The sequence below is a fragment of the Neisseria sp. CP9 genome (assembly GCF_047758525.1).
Taxonomy (GTDB): Bacteria; Pseudomonadota; Gammaproteobacteria; order Burkholderiales; family Neisseriaceae; genus Neisseria.
Window position 1 is genome coordinate 1,651,384 of sequence record NZ_CP180502.1, and the last position, 18,823, is coordinate 1,670,206.

The window sequence follows — 18,823 nt, forward strand, 5'->3', positions numbered from 1 at the left end:
TCGCAAGGCTGCAGAACAAGGGCATGCCCAAGCCCAAGATAATTTGGGTGAAGCGTATGAAGAAGGGCTAGGGGTTCATCAAGACGATGCACAGGCGGTGCAGTGGTATCGCAAGGCTGCAGAACAAGGGCATTTATGGGCCCTATTTAAAATTTAATTTGGGTTGGATGTATGCCAATGGGCACGGCGTGCGCCAAGACCTTACGCTCGCCCAAGAATGGCTTGGTAAGGCGTGTCAAAACGGAGACCAAAACGGCTGCGACAATTACCAACGCCTGAAAGCGGGTTATTGAACAGCTCGCGATGCCGTCTGAAAGCGGCTTGGGCAGGGGCGGGCATCCCCCTGCACAATATGATTTGTTTTAGGACAAACCAAAATGACTTTTCAAAACAAAAAAATCCTCGTCGCCGGGCTTGGCGGCACGGGCATTTCCATGATTGCCTACCTGCGCAAAAACGGCGCGGAGGTGGCTGCTTATGATGCGGAGCTGAAAGCCGAGCGCGTGTCGCAAATTGGTAAGATGTTTGACGGGCTGGTGTTTTATACGGGCCGTCTGAAAGATGCGTTGGACAACGGTTTCGATATTCTGGCGCTCAGTCCCGGCATCAGCGAGCGTCAGCCGGATATCGAGGCGTTCAAGCAAAACGGCGGGCGCGTGTTGGGCGACATCGAATTGCTGGCGGACATTGTGAACCGCCGCGGCGACAAGGTGATTGCGATTACCGGCAGCAACGGCAAAACGACGGTAACGAGCCTGGTCGGCTATCTCTGCATCAAGTGCGGGCTGGATACCGTTATCGCGGGCAATATCGGCACGCCGGTTTTGGAGGCGGAATTGCAGCGCGAAGGCAAAAAGGCGGACGTGTGGGTGTTGGAGCTTTCCAGCTTCCAACTGGAAAACACTGAAAGCCTGCGCCCGACTGCGGCGACGGTGCTGAACATTTCCGAAGACCATCTCGACCGCTACGACGATTTGCTCGATTACGCGCATACCAAAGCCAAGATTTTCCGTGGCGATGGTGTGCAGGTTTTGAATTCAGACGATGTGTTCTGCCGCGCCATGAAACGGGCGGGGCGCGAGGTGAAATGGTTTTCGTTGGAGTACGAAGCCGATTTTTGGTTGGAACGCGAGACAGGCCGTCTGAAACAGGGCGATGAAGATTTGATTGCCACGCAAGACATTCCGTTGCAAGGCTTGCACAACGCCGCCAACGTCATGGCTGCCGTCGCCTTGTGCGAAGCCGTCGGTTTACCGCGCGAAGCATTGCTCGAACACGTCAAAACCTTCCAAGGCCTGCCGCACCGCGTGGAAAAAATCGGCGAGAAAAACGGCGTGGTATTCATCGACGACAGCAAAGGCACGAATGTCGGCGCGACTGCCGCCGCGATTGCCGGTTTGCAAAATCCGCTCTTCGTGATTTTGGGCGGCATGGGCAAAGGGCAGGACTTCACGCCCCTGCGCGACGCGCTTGCCGGCAAGGCAAAAGGCGTGTTCCTGATCGGCGTCGATGCGCCGCAAATCCGCCGCGATTTGGACGGCTGCGGTCTGAATATGACCGACTGTGCCACTTTGGAAGAAGCCGTTCAGACGGCATACGCCCAAGCCGAAGCGGGCGATATCGTGCTGCTCAGCCCCGCCTGCGCGAGCTTTGATATGTTTAAAGGCTATGCGCACCGTTCGGAAGTGTTTATCGAAGCGTTTAATGCTTTGTGAGGTCGTCTGAAACATGAAAAGAGGGTTGAAAATCAGTTTGGCGGCGGTTTTGCTTTTGGCAGTCGCTGCCGGAGTGGTTTGGTATTCCATACCCATCCGCTCCGAGCAGACTGTTGCAACATCAGGAGAACCCGCCGTTGCTGCGCCAAGCGAAACGCTGCTTCCCGCAAATGCCGTTATCGACAGATTGGTCGTACATAAAAGCAAGCGCACCATGTCGGCGTATTCGAAAGGCAAATTGCTGAAAACCTATCCCATTGCGCTGGGCAAGCAGCCCGTCGGGCATAAACACTTTGAAGGCGACGGCAAAACGCCCGAAGGGAAATACCGCATCAACGATCGCAATCCCAACAGCGCATACCACAAAAACCTCGGCGTTTCCTACCCTAACGACGCCGACAAAGCCTACGCGGCGGCACAAGGTAAAAGTCCGGGCGGGCTGATTAAAATCCACGGCATCAAAAACGGCTGGGGTTCTATCGGCAAAAAACACCTGCAAAGAGACTGGACCAACGGCTGCATCGCGGTAACGGACGAGGAAATCGACGAACTCTACCGCAGCGTGAAACACAACGCGGAAATTGAGATTTTGCCGTAAACCTTGTACGCCATCGCCTCAAAGGTCGTCTGAAAACGTCAAGGCGGTTTCAGACGACCTTTTTGCAGCAGCGGCAAACTTGTTCTTTTCCTTTATCCGGTGTGACTGTTTCTTAAAAATTGCCTATGCGGGCAAACGGCGAGGCGGCGGGCAGCCATGCCTGACCGAAAAAACGTGTGTTTATCAATCCGAAAGGAAAACCCATGAATTTTCAAGACTACATCCGTTACGATGCTGTCGGTTTGGCAGAGCTGATCCGCAAAAAAGAAGTCTCCGCCGATGAAGTGTTGCAGGCTGCTTTGAGCCGCTTGGACGAAGTCAATCCCAAGCTCAACCTGTTGGCGCATGATTTGCGCGAACGCGCGGCGGCGTGGCAGGGGTCGTCTGAAAATGCCGATACGCCGCTGGCGGGCGTGCCGTTTTTGCTCAAAGACCTGCTGGCGGATTGGGAAGGCGCGCCGACATGGTCGGGTTCGCGCATGATGCAGCATTACATTGCCAAGCAAAACAGCGATTTGACCCAAGCCTATCTCGATGCGGGGCTGCGCGTGTTCGGCAAAACCACCACGCCCGAATGGGGCGCGTATCCCGTTACCGAAACCGAAATTTACGGCATCACGCGCAATCCGTGGCATTTGGACTACACCGCGGGCGGCAGCAGCGGCGGCGCGGCTGCGGCAGTGGCTTCGGGCGTCGTCCCCGCAGCGCACGGCAGCGACGGCGGCGGTTCCATCCGCTTACCCGCGCACAACTGCGGCGTGTTCGGGCTGAAACCCACGCGCGGCCGCAGCAGTTACGCGCCGAACGCATCGGAAGCATGGCAAGGTTTGGTATGCGACCATGTCTTGACCCGCAGCGTGCGCGACAGCGCGGTTTTGCTGGACATCGCCGCCCAAACCCAAGAGCGCGCCCTGTATACCTGCCCGCCGCCACCCGAAAACGGTTTTGCAGACAGCCTGAAACAAGAAACAGGTCGTCTGAAAATCGCTTTTTGGAAGCAGACATGGTTTGGCGGCGGCAACGACGAAGGCACGGAAGCCACGTTCGCCCATAGTTTGAAACTGATGCAAGATGCGGGACACGAATTGGAAGAAGCCACGCCCGATTTTGCACCGCTCGAACAGCTCAACCGAGCCGCCCGCGTCATCGTCATGGGCGAAACGGCAAAACTGTTCTACCAATATCAATACGAAACCGGACAAAAACTGCCGCACCGCCTGCTTGAGCCGACAACGTGGGCAATGATTGTGCAGGGGCGGCAAATCAGCGCGGGTGAAATGGCTTGGGCGCGCGACGTGATGCTGGCGCAGGAACGTGCCGCCAAAGCATTTTTCACGCGCTACGACGTGTTGATGACGCCCGTCTGCCCGCGCACCACGCCGAAAATCGGCGAGATGATGCCGCCGCCCGCCGCGCAAAAAGCCATGCGCCTGCTGTTCGGCACGCTGCGCTTGGGTTTCCTGTTGAAAAACAACCCGTTTTTGGAAAAAGAAGCCGCCGCCGCGCTGCAATACGTCGGTTATACGTCGCCGCTGAACATGAGCGGCAACCCCGCCATGAGTGTGCCGCTCTACCGGCATAACGGACTGCCCGTCGGTACCCAGTTCGCCGCCGCCCACGGGCGCGAAGACACGCTGCTTAGCCTCGCTGCGCAGTTGGAACAGATACAACCGTGGGCGGAAATACCGCAGTTGGCTTAGGGTTTGCATTGGATAAAAAGCGGTCTGCGCTGACAAAACGGATTGCATCCTCTATATCAAACTGAAGGAATTTTACCTTGTCTTTCTACCAACGCTATCTGAACGGCGAATACCACCAAGTTTATGCCGACATCGCCCGACTGCGGCAAAAAGCCTTTCAACCCGAAGCAGCAGCGGAAATCGACCGCTTGCTTACCGAAACCTTTCGGCGTGTGCTGCACAACGCGAATATCGTTGCGGAGACCCTGCCGCAGTTCGGCTATCGGTTCAACCAATGGCGCGATAACGTGATTACGCCGCCCCTGCCCGATGCGGACGAACATATCCGCCGCCTTGTCCAAGCTGTGCAGCCTGTCGGTTTCATTCCCCTTTCGCTGCAATACTTCTACCGGATTGTCGGCGAAATCAACTTTATCTGGGACTATGACGAATATCCTGAAATTGTGTGGGAATATGCCGACCCTTTGTGTGTGTACGGCATAGATTTTGTTTTGGAAGAAGTGGAAAACGAAGACAACGAGTGGCTGGAATGTACCCGAGAATTGCTTGCGGAAAACCCAAAATGCCCGATTGGTTTGCCATTTTCGCCCGATGATTACCACAAAGACAATGTAAGCGGCGGCGGTGCTTATGAAATCGCATTAAGCACCAAGCCAAGTGTGGATGGTAAAGTGCTGTACGCCCCGCAAAATACGCAATTTATCGCGTATCTTCGCCACATTTTCGCCAACGGCGGCTTTGGCAGCGAAGTGGATGCGCCCGAATTCCAAGACTATCTGCAAACCGTATTGCCCAAATTGCTACCGTTTTAAAGGCAGCCCATAAGGTCGTCTGAAAACATCAAAACGTTTCAGACGACCTTTTTTGCGTGTGTGATGGGTAGGGGAGGGCGCAAAGCCCACCGCAACCGTCCGCTGACGGAAGCGCAAACCAAACGTAACCGATATTTGTCAAAGACCCGTTATGTGGTCGAACAGAGCTTCGGTACGCTGCACCGTAAATTCCGCTACGCCCGGGCAGCCTATTTCGGGCTGATTAAAGTGAGTGCGCAAAGCCATCTGAAGGCGATGTGTTTGAACCTGTTGAAAGCGGCTAACAGGCTAAGTGTGCCTGTTGCTGCCTAAAAGGTGGCCCGGATGCCTGATTATCGGGTATCCGGGGAGGATTAAGGGGGCGTTTGGGTAGAATTAAGGAGTGATTGGGGGAGGAAACAGCCGAAAAACTGTGTTGGGGTTTCGGTTGTCGGGAGGAGGGCTTTTTTGCAAAGGTCTCGGTCTTTAAAGAATCTGAATTGTTGCTTTGCCAAGAAACCTTTAGAATGACGTTTTTCTGATTCACGCTATTTTTTCAGACGACCTTCGATGTTCCGATTAGGTGGAGGGTCGTCTGAAACGCTTTGTTCTGGTTGTTTCGGGGCGGATTTTTCCGTCTGCCCGCATACGGATGTTTTTCATGATTAGTCTTTCCAAACTTCTCGACCGCCCGATTTCTTTGGACGGTCGGAAATTCGATGTGTCACTGTTGTGGATGGTCGTTTTGATGACCGCCTTCAGCCTGGTGATGATTTATTCTGCGTCGATTGCCTATGCCGCGTCCGAAGGCGGCAATCAGTTTTCTTTTGTCAGCAAGCAGGCGATGTTTGTCGGCGCGAGCGTATTGGGCTGCCTCGGGCTGTCGCTGTTGAGCATGAGTTTTTGGCGGAAAATCATTCCGTTTTATTTTGCTTTTTCCGCGATTTTGCTGGTGGTGGTGTTGTTTGTCGGCCGTGAAATCAACGGGGCGACGCGTTGGATTCATATCGGGCCGGTCAATCTTCAGCCGACCGAGTTGTTTAAGCTGGCGACGGTTTTGTATTTGTCCAGCCTGTTTACGCGACGCGAGGAAGTGTTGCGCAGTATGGACTCTTTGGGTTTGAAGCCGCTGTTTGTCGGTTTGTTCAATGCTTTTCTGTGTCCGTTCAGCAAGGAAGCACGTCAGAAAACTTGGCAGAAGCTGAAAAAGTTTAAAAACATCTTGCTGCCCATTGTGATGATTGCATTGGGTTTGGTTCTTGTGATGGCGCAACCTGACTTCGGTTCGTTTGTCGTGATTGTGGCGATTACGATGGGTATGCTGTTTTTGGCAGGCTTTCCGTGGAAATATTTTGCCGTCTTGGTACTGAGCGTATTGGGAGGCATGGGTGTGATGATTTTGGCGGCACCTTACCGTATGGCGCGCGTGTCGGCATTCTTAGATCCTTGGGGCGACCCTTTGGGCAAAGGTTATCAGTTGACACATTCGTTGATGGCGATTGCGCGCGGCGAATGGTTCGGTCAGGGTTTGGGTGCGAGTTTGGAAAAACGCTTCTACTTGCCTGAGGCGCATACCGACTTTATCTTTGCCGTTATCGGCGAAGAATTCGGGTTTGTGGGGATGTGTATTTTGGTGTTCTGCTACGGCTGGCTGGTGATGCGCGCGTTCTCCATCGGCAAGCAGGCGCGTGATTCCGGACTGATGTTCAGCGCGTATGTCGCCAACGGCATCGGTATTTGGATAGGTATTCAAAGTTTCTTCAATATCGGTGTCAACATCGGTATCCTGCCCACCAAAGGCCTGACTTTGCCGTTGATGTCTTACGGCGGTTCGGCGGTTGCCGTTATGCTGGTGTGCGTTACCTTATTGTTGCGTATCGATTATGAAAACCGCAAAAAAATGCGCGGTTACCAAGTGGAGTAAATCATGGGCGGTAAAACTTTCATGTTGATGGCGGGCGGCACCGGCGGCCATATTTTCCCTGCGCTGGCGGTGGCGGATTCATTGCGCGCGCGCGGTCATCATGTGATTTGGCTGGGCAGCGAAGGCTCGATGGAAGAGCGCATCGTGCCGCAATACGACATACTGCTCGAAACGCTGGCGATTAAAGGCGTGCGCGGCAACGGCATCAAACGCAAGCTGATGCTGCCGTTTACTTTGTATAAAACCGTCCGCGAAGCGCAGCGGATTATCCGCAAACACCGCGTCGAATGCGTCATCGGTTTCGGCGGCTTTGTTACCTTCCCCGGCGGTTTGGCGGCGAAACTGTGCGGTGTGCCGATTGTGATTCACGAGCAAAACGCCGTGGCTGGTTTGTCCAACCGCCAACTGTCGCGCTGGGCGAAGCGGGTGTTATACGCTTTTCCGAAAGCGTTCAGCCACGAAGGCGGTTTGGTTGGCAACCCCGTCCGCGCCGATATTGCCAACCTGCCCGCGCCTGCCGAACGCTTCCAAGGGCGTGAAGGTCGTCTGAAAATCTTGGTGGTCGGCGGCAGTTTAGGGGCGGACGTTTTGAACAAAACCGTTCCGCAGGCGTTGGCTTTGCTGCCCGACGATGCGCGCCCGCAGATGTACCACCAATCAGGCCGGGGCAAGCTGGGCAGCTTACAGGCTGATTACGACGCGCTGGGCGTAAAAGCCGAATGCGTGGAATTTATTACCGACATGGTATCCGCCTACCGCGATGCCGACTTGGTGATTTGCCGTGCCGGCGCGCTGACGATTGCCGAGTTGACGGCGGCGGGGCTGGGCGCACTGCTGGTGCCGTATCCTTATGCAGTTGATGACCACCAAACCGCCAACGCGCGTTTTATGGTGCAGGCGGAGGCAGGATTGCTGTTGCCGCAAAGTCAGTTGACAGCGGAAAAACTTGCCGAAATTCTCGGCGGCTTAAACCGCGAAAAATGCCTTAAATGGGCGGAAAACGCCCGCACATTGGCGCTGCCGCACAGCGCGGACGACGTGGCGGAAGCCGCCATCGCGTGTACGGCATGATGACATAATGCGATAAACGAAACAGAGGTCGTCTGAAAACCAAGAAATCGGTTTCAGACGACCTTTTTGCAACTTGGCAGCCGTATTGTGCGGGAGTATGATGTAAATAGGAATTTTTCTCATTGGAGGCTGCCATGTCTGCAAAAATCTCTCCCGAAACCGTTTCCGCACTGTCCAGTACCATGCTGATTCCCCTGTGGGCAAAGGCCGTAGAGCAGGGTAGGGCGCAGCCGCTTTTGCGTGATGACGAAGCCGTGCGGATGTTGGACAAGATAGACTACGACTTCGGCAAGTTTGCCAAAGCCAAAGCATCGCAGGTCGGCTGTTGCGGGCGGGCGAAGCTGTTGGACGATATGACCCGGCACTTTATCGCCGAACATCCCGATGCCGTCGTCGTGCAAATCGGCGCGGGGCTGGATGCGCGTTACGAACGTTTGGGCAGGCCGCGCATTACCGATTGGTATGATTTGGATTTGCCGGAAGTGATTGAAGTGCGGCGTATGCTGCTGCCCGAGTCGGACAATCATTATCTGGGCGCGTCCATGTTCGACGAAACGTGGATGAACACCGTCGCCGCGCATGGCAAACCCGTGTTGCTCGTGATCGAAGGCGTGTTGATGTATTTCGAAGAAACGCAAGTGCAGGACTTTTTCAAACGGGTTGCCCGCCGCCTGCCGAACGCCCAACTCGCTTTCGACACTATCCCCAAGGCCTACATCGGACAAAGCAAACGCCACGACGCACTCGGTAAAATGGACAAGCCGCCCGAGTTCCGCTGGGCGATAAGCGGCACGGACGACATCCGACGGCTGATGCCGGGTGTGGAAATCATCGAAGAAGCGGGCTTGAGCAGCGTCTGCAAACCGCGTTATCCGTGGCTTTTGCGCCTTTTGTATGCGACCGCGTGGGGACGGCGCAAATTGGATATGCGCTTGATGAGGATACAGATGCCGTCAAGTTGATAAACGAGAGGTCGTCTGAAAACCGGTTTCAGACGACCTTCAGGCTTTGATGGTAAATTTATATCGTCATTCCTGCATAGGCGGGAGTGACGAAGCGAACTTGCATAACCTCATAATCATATAGAAAATTTCGATTTTGAATTTCCAACTTCCCGAGAAACCATCATGGAACCCCAAGAACTCGAAACACTAGACCTCAACGGAGCCCTTGCCGAAATCTTGCAAGCCCATGGCTATACCTGCCAAATGCAGAGCGAAAAAATCCTGCCCAATTTCGCCGTACCCGTACAACTTGAAACTTGGGCGTTTCCGAGCGAACACGCCAACGGCGCAGTGATAAGCCGTTTCGATGTCGGCATTACCCTGCCTGACGGGCGCGAACTCTATGAATGCTGCGGCGATATTGGTGAGAATCTGGAAGAGGCCCTTTCACGCAACCTGCAAAGCTTCTGCACCAACAGCCTGCATGTTTTGCTGGATACATTTAATCCCAACGAAAACCATTGCCCGCACGAAATCTGGACAGCCCGCAACGGCAACCGTTTCCAAGCGATTTTGGGCGACTGGGTAACGAAAAATCTGGCAGAAGACGCCGACGGCGGTGATACGGAAACAATCGGCAACATCATCCCCGAAGCACTGGAAAGTACACTGCAAACCATCATCTGCAATCAAAACCTCAAAGCACAATATCATTTAATCCGCTTCTTCTTCGCCCAATCCGACAATGTTACGATGAACGTGGAATTTATGGTTGACAACCAAGAAGATGCTGCTGAAGAAGAAAAACAGCTTGCCGGTCTCCCTTGGTTGCGCAGGGAAGCCTATTACAGCGTACGCCGTTGCATCATGCTCAAGTCCTTAGATTCTGTATAAGGTTATTGAAACCGTCAAAACCAATCCGTCTGCAAGATTTCAGGTCGTCTGAAAACGGTTTTCAGACGACCTTATCTTTTGTTTTTGCAGATGTTTTGTTGAGTAAGGTAGAGTTTGAAAAGGGACGAAAAAGCAAAGATTCGCCGCTGCAATCAGCTCCTTTTTTACCCATATTGCCACCAATGTGAAATCCTGTATGCCGAAACATCTTTAATTTACAAGAAAACTATGGCGCAGAAGCGGATAGCCCTTTAAAATAACGCCTTTACGCATCGAAAATCCACCGGAACGCAACATCATGATGAAAAATCGAGTCACCAACATCCATTTTGTCGGTATCGGCGGCGTCGGCATGAGCGGTATCGCCGAAGTTTTACACAATTTGGGCTTTGAAGTTTCCGGTTCGGATCAGGCTAGAAATGCGGTTACCGAGCATTTGAGCAGTTTGGGTATTCAAGTTTATCCCGGTCATACTGCTGAACACGTCAACGGCGCGGATGTTGTCGTAACTTCTACCGCCGTCAAAAAAGACAATCCCGAAGTCGTCGCTGCACTGGAGCAGCAAATCCCCGTCATTCCGCGCGCCTTGATGCTGGCGGAACTGATGCGCTTCCGTGACGGCATCGCCATCGCCGGTACGCACGGCAAAACCACGACCACCAGTCTGACCGCTTCCATTCTCGGCGCGGCAGGTCTCGACCCCACTTTCGTTATCGGCGGCAAACTCAATGCCGCAGGTACCAACGCCCGTTTGGGCAAAGGCGAATACATCGTCGCCGAGGCTGACGAGTCCGATGCGTCTTTCCTGCATTTGACCCCGATTATGTCCGTCGTCACCAATATCGACGAAGACCACATGGACACCTACGGACACAGCGTCGAAAAACTGCATCAGGCGTTTGTCGATTTCATCCACCGTATGCCATTCTACGGCAAAGCATTTTTGTGTATCGACAGCGAACATGTCCGCGCGATTTTGCCCAAAGTGAGCAAACCTTACGCCACTTACGGCTTGGACGATACTGCCGATATTTACGCGACCGACATCGAAAACGTCGGCGCACAGATGAAGTTTACCGTTCATGTCCAAATGAAAGGAAGTGAACAAGCGCCGTTTGAAGTCGTGTTGAACATGCCCGGCAGACACAATGTCCTCAATGCCTTGGCTGCTATCGGCGTGGCGTTGGAAGTCGGTGCTTCCGTCGAAGCGATTCAGCGCGGCTTGCTCGGTTTTGAAGGTGTCGGCCGCCGCTTCCAAAAATACGGCGAAATCAAGTTGCCCAACGGCGGAACCGCACTTTTGGTGGACGATTACGGACACCATCCCGTCGAAATGGCGGCAACCCTCTCCGCTGCACGCGGCGCGTATCCGGAAAAACGTTTGGTGCTTGCCTTCCAGCCGCACCGTTACAGCCGCACACGCGATTTGTTTGAAGACTTCACCAAAGTCCTCAATACCGTTGACGCGCTGGTGTTGACCGAAGTTTATGCCGCCGGCGAAGAACCGATTGCCGCCGCCGACTCCCGCGCCCTTGCCCGCGCCATCCGCGTATTGGGTAAACTTGAGCCGATTTACTGCGAAAACGTCGCCGACTTGCCCGAAATGCTGCTGAACGTTTTACAGGACGGTGATGTCGTGTTGAACATGGGCGCAGGCAGTATCAACCGCGTGCCTGCCGCGATGCTGGAGTTGTCGAAAAAAGCGTGAGGCGCAAACTTTTATCGTGATGCCGCGATAGCCGCCTGATGAAGCGGTGTTTTATCAGGCGGAACAAACAAGATTAAGGTCGTCTGAAAACCCGATTTGTTTTTAGACGACCTGTATCAAACAAAGAAGCAATCAAGAAAGAACAAAAACAATGCAGAATTTTGGCAAAGTAGCCGTATTGATGGGCGGCTTTTCCAGCGAACGCGAAATCTCGCTGGATAGCGGTGCCGCCATTTTGAATGCCCTAAAAAGCAAAGGCATAGACGCACACGCCTTCGATCCTCAAGAAACACCCTTGGCGGAATTGAAAACCCAAGGTTTCCAAACTGCTTTTAATATCCTCCACGGCACTTACGGCGAAGACGGTGCCGTTCAAGGCGCGTTAGAATTGTTGGGCATTCCTTATACCGGCAGCGGTGTCGCCGCTTCAGCCATCGGCATGGACAAATACCGCTGCAAGCTGATTTGGCAAGCCTTGGGGCTGCCTGTTCCCGAGTTTGCCGTTTTACACGAAGACTCGGATTTCGATGCCGTCGAACAGCAACTCGGCTTGCCCATGTTCGTTAAACCGGCAGCCGAAGGCAGCAGCGTCGGCGTGGTAAAAGTCAAAGAAAAAGGTCGTCTGAAAAGCGTTTATGAAGAATTGAAACACCTTCAAGGCGAAATTATCGCCGAGAGATTCATCGGCGGCGGCGAATATTCCTGCCCCGTGTTGAACGGCAAAGGCTTGCCCAGCATACACATCATCCCCGCTACCGAGTTTTACGACTACGAAGCCAAATACAACCGCGACGACACTGTTTATCAATGTCCGTCCGAAGACTTGAGCGAGGCTGAAGAAAACCTGATGCGCTCTCTGGCAGTCCGCGGGGCTCAGGCAATCGGGGCAGATGGCTGCGTGCGCGTCGATTTCCTCAAAGATACCGACGGTAAGCTGTACCTCTTGGAAATCAACACGCTGCCCGGCATGACGAGCCACAGTTTAGTACCGAAATCCGCCGCGCATACCGGCGTGGATTTTGCCGATTTATGCATTGAAATTTTGAAAACCGCACATGTGGGATGACGCAAGCGCACTGGGTCGGCTGACCCGCTGGCTGTTGCTGCTGATGGCATTGCTGCTCATCGGCACCTGCATAGCCTGGCTATACAACTCCAATCATTTTCCCGTCAAACAAGTGTCCATACAGGGCAAGCTGACTTATTCGGACGGGAAAGCCCTTCAGCGAGCCGCTCAACAGCATACGCGCGGTAATATTTTCCGTGCCGATTTGGACGGTATTCAGGCAGCCTTTCAAAAGCTGCCGTGGGTGGATTCCGCCATGGTGCGCCGCCGCTTCCCCGATACCGTCGAAATCCATTTGGCCGAGCGCGTGCCTGTCGCCCATTGGCGCAGCGGCGGCTTGGTCGATTCCAAAGGCAATGTGTTTGACGCCCAGCTCAAAGCCAAGCTGCCCATTTTTGAAGGACAGCCCGGTACGGGTAAAGATATGGTCAAACACTACGAAGAATTTTCCGGCATCCTCCGCCGGCAAAATCTGGCGATTAAAGAACTGATTTACACGCCACGCTCCGCCTGGTTGGTGGTCTTGGACAACGGGATTACCGTCAGACTGGGAAGAGAGAACGAAATCAAACGCCTACAGCTTTTCGCCGAAATTTGGCCGACGCTGTTGCGTAAAAATCAAAATCGGTTATCCTACGTTGACATGCGGTATAAAGACGGATTTTCCGTGCGTTACACATCAGAGACGTCATCTGAAAATGTTTCAGACGACTAAAGCCAAGCAAACAACGTGAAGCAAACTATTGCCAATACAGACAAATAGTTATAACTCCAGCGAAATAACGAGCAAATATAATGGAACAACAAGGTAAATATATCAGTGCCCTCGATATCGGCACATCCAAAGTCATCGCCCTGATTGGCGAAGTACAGGACGACAACGAAATCCATATTGTCGGACTCGGGCAGGCACCGTCTCGCGGCCTTAAAGCAGGCATGGTAACCAATATCGACGCAACAGCCCAAGCCATTCAGCAGGCGGTCAATGAAGCAGAATTGATGGCGGACACCAAAATCAGCCACGTTACAACCGGTATCGCAGGTAACCATATCCGCAGTTTGAATTCGCAAGGGGTTGTCAAAATCAAAGACGGTGAAGTTTCGCAAGCCGACATCGATCGCGCTATCGAAACCGCCAAAGCCATCAATATCCCGCCGGATCACAATATCCTGCATACTGTGGTACAAGAGTACATTATCGACAACCAGCCCGGTGTCAAAGAGCCTATCGGCATGAGCGGCGTCCGACTCGATACCCGTGTACATATCATTACCGGTGCCAATACCGCCCTGCAAAACATCCAAAAATGTATCCATCGTTGCGGTTTGCAAATGGATCAAATCATGCTTCAGCCTTTGGCGAGCGGTCAGGCTGTTTTGACTGAAGACGAAAAAGATTTGGGCGTATGCGTCATCGACATCGGTGGCGGTACGACCGATATTGCCGTTTATACCAACGGCGCCATCCGCCATACTGCCGTGATTCCCGTGGCGGGCGATTTGATTACCAAAGATTTGGCACAAGCACTGCGCACCCCGCACAGCGCTGCCGAATACATCAAAATCCACTATGGCGTGGCGATTCCCGATATGGACGGCTTGGACGAAATGGTCGAAGTTCCCAGCGTCGGCGACCGCCAACCCCGTCAGATTTCACGCCGCGTTTTGGCAAGCGTTATCGGTCCTCGCGTCGAAGAAATCTTAGAGTTGACCCTTAACGAATTGCGCCGTTCCGGCTTCCCGGAAGAAGTCCTCACATCGGGCATCGTTCTGACTGGCGGCGCATCTATGCTGACCGGTATCGTTGAGCTTGCCGAAGAAGTGTTCGCCCTGCCTGCACGCATCGGCGTACCTCAAGAAATGGGCGGCGTATCCGAACGCATCCGCAATCCGCGCTACTCAACCGCCATCGGTCTTTTGCAGGCGGCAAGGGGAGAGGAAGACGGCGCGCCGGTGACTGGTGCTATTGTGGTTCACGATCAGGCTGAAAAAATCAGTCTGTGGGCAAAACTGATGAAATTCTTTAAAGACAATTTCTGATCGTTCCGTTACTTGCTTACAGGGAAAATGAATTGCCGTCGGAATAGTTCCAATCGCAATAATTAAAAACTTGTGTGCTTTCGTTAAAAAATGTAGTAAAAAAATAACGGTAATGGTGAATGAATAAGAAGTATTTTGCCAGCGTCGGAATACTTCTTATATAATACGGGTAATATCTAAATTTTTGGACCGTCCTCGATGCAGGGCGCGCAGGAGTATTTGAATGGAATTTGTTTACGACGTAGCTGAATCAGCCGCAAGCCCTGCGGTCATCAAAGTAATCGGCTTGGGTGGTGGCGGTTGCAACGCTATTAACAACATGATTGCCAACACCATTCAAGGTGTTGAATTTATTAGTGCCAATACTGATGCACAATCTTTGGGTAAAAATAACGCAGCCAAGCGCATCCAATTGGGTACTAATCTGACCCGTGGTTTGGGTGCGGGTGCCAATCCTGAAATCGGCCGTGCTGCCGCACAAGAAGACCGCGAAGCCATCGAAGATGCTATTCGCGGCGCAAATATGCTGTTCATCACCACCGGTATGGGTGGCGGTACCGGTACCGGTGCGGCTCCGGTGGTTGCCGAGATTGCCAAAGAAATGGGCATCCTGACTGTTGCGGTCGTTACCCGTCCGTTCGGCTACGAAGGCAAACGCGTACACATTGCCCAAGAAGGTCTGGAGCAGCTCAAAGGTCAGGTCGATTCATTGATTATCATCCCGAACGACAAACTGATGACCGCATTGGGCGAAGACGTGACCATGCGTGAAGCGTTCCGTGCGGCGGACAACGTTCTGCGTGATGCCGTAGCCGGTATTTCCGAAGTGGTTACCCGTCCCGGTTTCATCAACCTTGACTTCGCCGACGTTAAAAACGTAATGGGCATCAAAGGTATCGCCATGATGGGTTCTGGTTTTTCCCAAGGCATCGACCGCGCCCGTTTGGCAACCGAACAAGCGATTTCCAGCCCGTTGCTGGATAATGTGACTTTGGATGGCGCGCGCGGCGTATTGGTGAACATCACTACCGCTCCGGATTGCCTGAAAATGTCCGAATATCGTGAAATCATGAAAGTGGTTAACGAAAATGCGCATCCTGAAGCAGAATGCAAATACGGTACTGCTGAAGACGACAATATGGGCGAAGACGCTATCCGCGTAACCATCATTGCGACCGGTTTGAAAGAAAACGGCAGCGAAAACCAAATGCGTGCGGCTGTCCGTGCACAAAAACTGGTTAGCGGAGTCGATGATTCCCATGTTCAACAGCCGGGTAGTGTAGAAAGCTTGGTAAGAACCAACCGCGGTATCCGCTCCATGAATCTGACTGCGGCAGATTTCGGCAATCAGTCTGTTTTAGATGATTTTGAAATTCCTGCGATTTTGCGCCGTCAGCACAATCCTGATAAATAATCGATAAAAAGCCTGCTTTAAGCAGGCTTTTTTGTATCTGTGCAATGTAGAGATACGGTATAGTTTTACAGGGAATCAAAGAGAGGGGGGGTGGTATCCTTTGATATTATTCTTATGTGAATAAAAATCTATTGTTAAGATTCAGCTTTGAGTTTTATAGTGGATTAACTTTAAACTAGTACGGCGTTACCTCGCCTTGCCGTACTATCTGTACTGTCTGCGGTTTCGTCGCCTTGTCCTGATTTAAATTTAATCCACTATATTAGTGAGTTCCCGTTTTAAAACTGGATTTCCATTTGCGTGGTAACGGTGGTCTTTATTTGTGGGAAGTCTGCTTCAAAAAATTGAAATAAGAGAAGTGGGCAAGCTGCATTGGTGAGAAATTGAAAAGGGGTTGTCTGAAACGTACTTAAACATGATTTTCAGACGACCTCTTCTCATGCTTGGAATAGACAACCTTAAGCAGGGCGGCAGGCAATCATATAATTCACTTCCGTCGAGTCGCATAAAGAATAGCGGCGGGTCAAGAGGTTGTAGGTCATGCCCTTGGTGTCAATCACGTCCAATCCCGCTTGTCTGCACATCCGCGCCAGCTCGGCTGGCGTGATGAATTTTTGCCAATCGTGCGTCCCCTTGGGAACGAAGTTCAACACATATTCCGCGCCGATAATCAGATGAAGATAAGATTTAGGATTGCGGTTGATGGTGGAGAAAAACACCATGCCATCGGGCTTTACCAGTTCCGAGCAGGCTTTGACGATGGCGGAGGGATCGGGAACATGTTCCATCATTTCCATACAGGTTACAACATCGAAGCTGTGTGGCTGTTCGGCGGCGAGGTCTTCGACGCGGATGCAGCGGTAATCGATGTTGTCCACGCCTTCAGCAGCGACATGGGCTTGGGCGGTTTGCAGCGATTTTTCCGCCATATCGATGCCGGTAACGTGCGCCGCGCCCCGTTTTGCCATGCTTTCCGACAAAATCCCGCCGCCGCAGCCGACATCCAAAACGCGTTTACCTGCCAACTGTGCGAACGAGTCGATATAGCCCAAGCGCAGCGGATTGATGTCGTGCAGAGGTTTGAACTCGCCGTTTTTATCCCACCATTTATCCGCAATTTGGCTGAATTTAGCGATTTCGTCCGCATCGACGTTGTGTTGTCCGGCTGCTTCCATCATGATTTTCCTGATTTGGATTTTGGGTTGAAGAGGGTTTCGATTTTATAGCAAAGCAGCAAGATGGAACAGAGACAAACCGCCGCCAGCCGCCAAAAGGTCGTCTGAAAACGCCGCTTACCCTTTTCAGACGACCTTTGACTTGTTTTTACCCCATCCGCCTTGTTTGCCGCGACCTTTCCCATTAATTTATATAAACTTGCCCACGCATTGCCGAAGCAGCAAACACCCCATTCCTCATCAAAAAGAAACCCAATGAAACCATTTATCCGCGCCGCATCCCTACTCTTCCTTGCCGCCGCATCCGCGCTTGCCTCAGGCAAAGACTTTATCATTTACGACCGCATGGACTACGTCGGCAAACCCGACCTGACTGTCGACAAATTGTCCAAAGTATTCCTAATTTACGAATCCGAGCTGGTGATGCCCGATCCTGCCGGCAAGCGCAAACACGGCGTATTGAACGAAAAACGCATCCGCGAATTGGCGCGCCAATCCTATCGCGAAGGCTACCGCACCATTTCCACCGACATCGAAACCTGGTTTGCCGAAAAAGACGGACAAATCCTCACGCCTCAAGAACTTAAAACCGATTTTGCCCGTATGTACCAGATTTTCAAAGAAGAAAATCCCCGTGCCTACATCAGCAACTACGGCTTGCCCGACGAACACCTGCACGCCATCCGCTACTACCAAACTCAGGCGGACAACGAAGCAGTATTGGCAAAATGGCGGCAGTTCAGCAAACGCCGTCAAATGAGCGCAGCCATCAGCGACTACGCCAATCCCGTGTTCTACATCACCACGCCCGATTTGGCGCAATGGGAAAAAGACGTCCAAACCACCGTCGCCGAGATTCGAAAACGTTATCCCGACAAAAAAATCATCGGCTATCTCTGGCCGCAATATTATTCCGCAAGCAACAGCCCGTATTTCAAACAATTTATCGATGCCGAACGCTGGCAGAAAATGCTTGAAATCAGCAGCAAATATATGGACGGCGTGATTATCTGGTCAGATAAGCGCGATGAAAACCATCAAATCGTCCGCTGGAACGACCCGCGCATACAGGCAATCATGCGCGCGACCAAATCCTTTATCGCGGCGCACCCCAAAGACATCGCCGTCGAAACATTGCAGCCGCCGACATCATCCAAATCATTGAAAAACAGCAAAGTGAAATAAAACAACGCATTTCCTGCCGTTAATCTACTAGAGAAAAGCATGAAGGCGGGCGGATAAATCCGCCAAGCAAAAAGGTCGTCTGAAACCCAAAATTTAGGTTTCAGACGACCTTTTTGTCGCAATGGCGGTTTTGTTGCTTATTAATCCACTATAACAGGGAGAGTGATGTCCATGATCTTGTTGCAGTTTATTTTCAGACGACCTTTTTTCAAAATTCGCTTACGGCATTTTTTCATTTTAGTATAAATGCTTTATGGAAGTCTGAAAGCATGAATCAGATATGTCATCTTTGGCATGGTAATTGCAGGATAAAGGTCATAGTTCTATATTGTTTAGTAAATAAATGTTAATTTTAAAAGCAAAGTTATGGATTATCGGAGCTTTTTCTAAATAAACGGTAAGGTTAATTAGCTTAAAACACTATTTCCCAAGATATAGATATGTTCTAAAAATTGTATCTAAGTGACAATTAACGTCAGCTTGATTGGTTTTCAATAATATATAAACAAAATAAATGAATGCCTGCCTCATAAAATCCGCGTGTGCCTGAAGAAGAAGATCCGGCGGCGGGGCAGCGCGGGGAGTACGTCTCGTTTTG

Annotated in this window: 15 protein-coding genes and 2 pseudogenes; 16 read left to right on the plus strand and 1 reads right to left on the minus strand. The window is 52.1% G+C overall.

Annotation, left to right across the window (positions count from 1 at the left end):
- Window positions 1–4 precede the first annotated feature (4 nt).
- The 15 genes and pseudogenes from ACMYUL_RS07950 to ftsZ all read left to right on the plus strand — a co-directional run.
- Window positions 5–293, plus strand: a pseudogene (locus tag ACMYUL_RS07950) (tetratricopeptide repeat protein); the annotation flags it as partial.
- A gap of 84 nt (window positions 294–377) precedes the next feature.
- A complete protein-coding gene (murD, locus tag ACMYUL_RS07955; protein WP_415769829.1) occupies window positions 378–1,715 on the plus strand; it encodes a UDP-N-acetylmuramoyl-L-alanine--D-glutamate ligase in 1,338 nt (445 codons plus the stop codon).
- Window positions 1,716–1,728: 13 nt separating this feature from the next.
- On the plus strand, window positions 1,729–2,313 hold the full coding sequence (locus ACMYUL_RS07960; RefSeq protein WP_415769831.1) for a L,D-transpeptidase family protein: 585 nt from the start codon (window positions 1,729–1,731) through the stop codon (window positions 2,311–2,313).
- 203 nt (window positions 2,314–2,516) lie between these two features.
- The gene (locus ACMYUL_RS07965; protein ID WP_415769833.1) at window positions 2,517–4,013 is read left to right on the plus strand and encodes an amidase; all 1,497 of its coding nucleotides are present in this window, start codon (window positions 2,517–2,519) and stop codon (window positions 4,011–4,013) included.
- A gap of 77 nt (window positions 4,014–4,090) precedes the next feature.
- Entirely contained in the window at window positions 4,091–4,825 is a 735-nt protein-coding gene (locus tag ACMYUL_RS07970; RefSeq protein ID WP_415769835.1) for a hypothetical protein, read from the plus strand.
- Window positions 4,826–4,903: 78 nt separating this feature from the next.
- A pseudogene (locus tag ACMYUL_RS07975) lies at window positions 4,904–5,137 on the plus strand (transposase); the annotation flags it as partial.
- A gap of 328 nt (window positions 5,138–5,465) precedes the next feature.
- Window positions 5,466–6,728, plus strand: coding sequence for an FtsW/RodA/SpoVE family cell cycle protein (locus ACMYUL_RS07980; RefSeq protein ID WP_415769837.1), 1,263 nt, complete (start codon window positions 5,466–5,468; stop codon window positions 6,726–6,728).
- A 3-nt stretch (window positions 6,729–6,731) separates the two neighbouring features.
- Window positions 6,732–7,799, plus strand: coding sequence for an undecaprenyldiphospho-muramoylpentapeptide beta-N-acetylglucosaminyltransferase (gene murG, locus ACMYUL_RS07985; RefSeq protein ID WP_415769839.1), 1,068 nt, complete (start codon window positions 6,732–6,734; stop codon window positions 7,797–7,799).
- Between the two features lie 134 nt (window positions 7,800–7,933).
- Window positions 7,934–8,761 carry a class I SAM-dependent methyltransferase gene (locus ACMYUL_RS07990; protein ID WP_415769841.1) on the plus strand — a complete coding sequence of 276 codons (828 nt, stop codon included), beginning with the start codon at window positions 7,934–7,936 and terminating at the stop codon, window positions 8,759–8,761.
- Window positions 8,762–8,926: 165 nt separating this feature from the next.
- Entirely contained in the window at window positions 8,927–9,637 is a 711-nt protein-coding gene (locus ACMYUL_RS07995; protein ID WP_415769844.1) for a DUF6348 family protein, read from the plus strand.
- A gap of 298 nt (window positions 9,638–9,935) precedes the next feature.
- Window positions 9,936–11,345: a UDP-N-acetylmuramate--L-alanine ligase gene (gene murC / locus ACMYUL_RS08000; protein WP_415769846.1), complete on the plus strand. Its 1,410-nt coding sequence runs from the start codon at window positions 9,936–9,938 to the stop codon at window positions 11,343–11,345.
- A gap of 151 nt (window positions 11,346–11,496) precedes the next feature.
- Window positions 11,497–12,411 (plus strand): D-alanine--D-alanine ligase, encoded by a 915-nt coding sequence (locus tag ACMYUL_RS08005; protein WP_070515241.1) that lies wholly within the window; start codon window positions 11,497–11,499, stop codon window positions 12,409–12,411.
- On the plus strand, window positions 12,401–13,126 hold the full coding sequence (locus ACMYUL_RS08010; protein WP_070515240.1) for a cell division protein FtsQ/DivIB: 726 nt from the start codon (window positions 12,401–12,403) through the stop codon (window positions 13,124–13,126). Before ACMYUL_RS08005 ends, ACMYUL_RS08010 begins: the two co-directional genes overlap by 11 nt.
- Before the next feature lie 80 nt (window positions 13,127–13,206).
- Window positions 13,207–14,451 (plus strand): cell division protein FtsA, encoded by a 1,245-nt coding sequence (ftsA, locus tag ACMYUL_RS08015; RefSeq protein ID WP_415769849.1) that lies wholly within the window; start codon window positions 13,207–13,209, stop codon window positions 14,449–14,451.
- A 223-nt stretch (window positions 14,452–14,674) separates the two neighbouring features.
- Window positions 14,675–15,865, plus strand: coding sequence for a cell division protein FtsZ (gene ftsZ, locus ACMYUL_RS08020; protein ID WP_003757229.1), 1,191 nt, complete (start codon window positions 14,675–14,677; stop codon window positions 15,863–15,865).
- A 458-nt stretch (window positions 15,866–16,323) separates the two neighbouring features.
- Here the strand turns inward: ftsZ and ubiG are convergent, their stop codons facing one another.
- Window positions 16,324–17,043 carry a bifunctional 2-polyprenyl-6-hydroxyphenol methylase/3-demethylubiquinol 3-O-methyltransferase UbiG gene (ubiG, locus tag ACMYUL_RS08025; RefSeq protein ID WP_415769851.1) on the minus strand — a complete coding sequence of 240 codons (720 nt, stop codon included), beginning with the start codon at window positions 17,041–17,043 and terminating at the stop codon, window positions 16,324–16,326.
- A gap of 252 nt (window positions 17,044–17,295) precedes the next feature.
- On the opposite strand from ubiG, the gene ACMYUL_RS08030 reads away from it, so the two are divergent.
- The gene (locus tag ACMYUL_RS08030; RefSeq protein WP_415769853.1) at window positions 17,296–18,225 is read left to right on the plus strand and encodes a hypothetical protein; all 930 of its coding nucleotides are present in this window, start codon (window positions 17,296–17,298) and stop codon (window positions 18,223–18,225) included.
- Window positions 18,226–18,823: the final 598 nt, after the last annotated feature.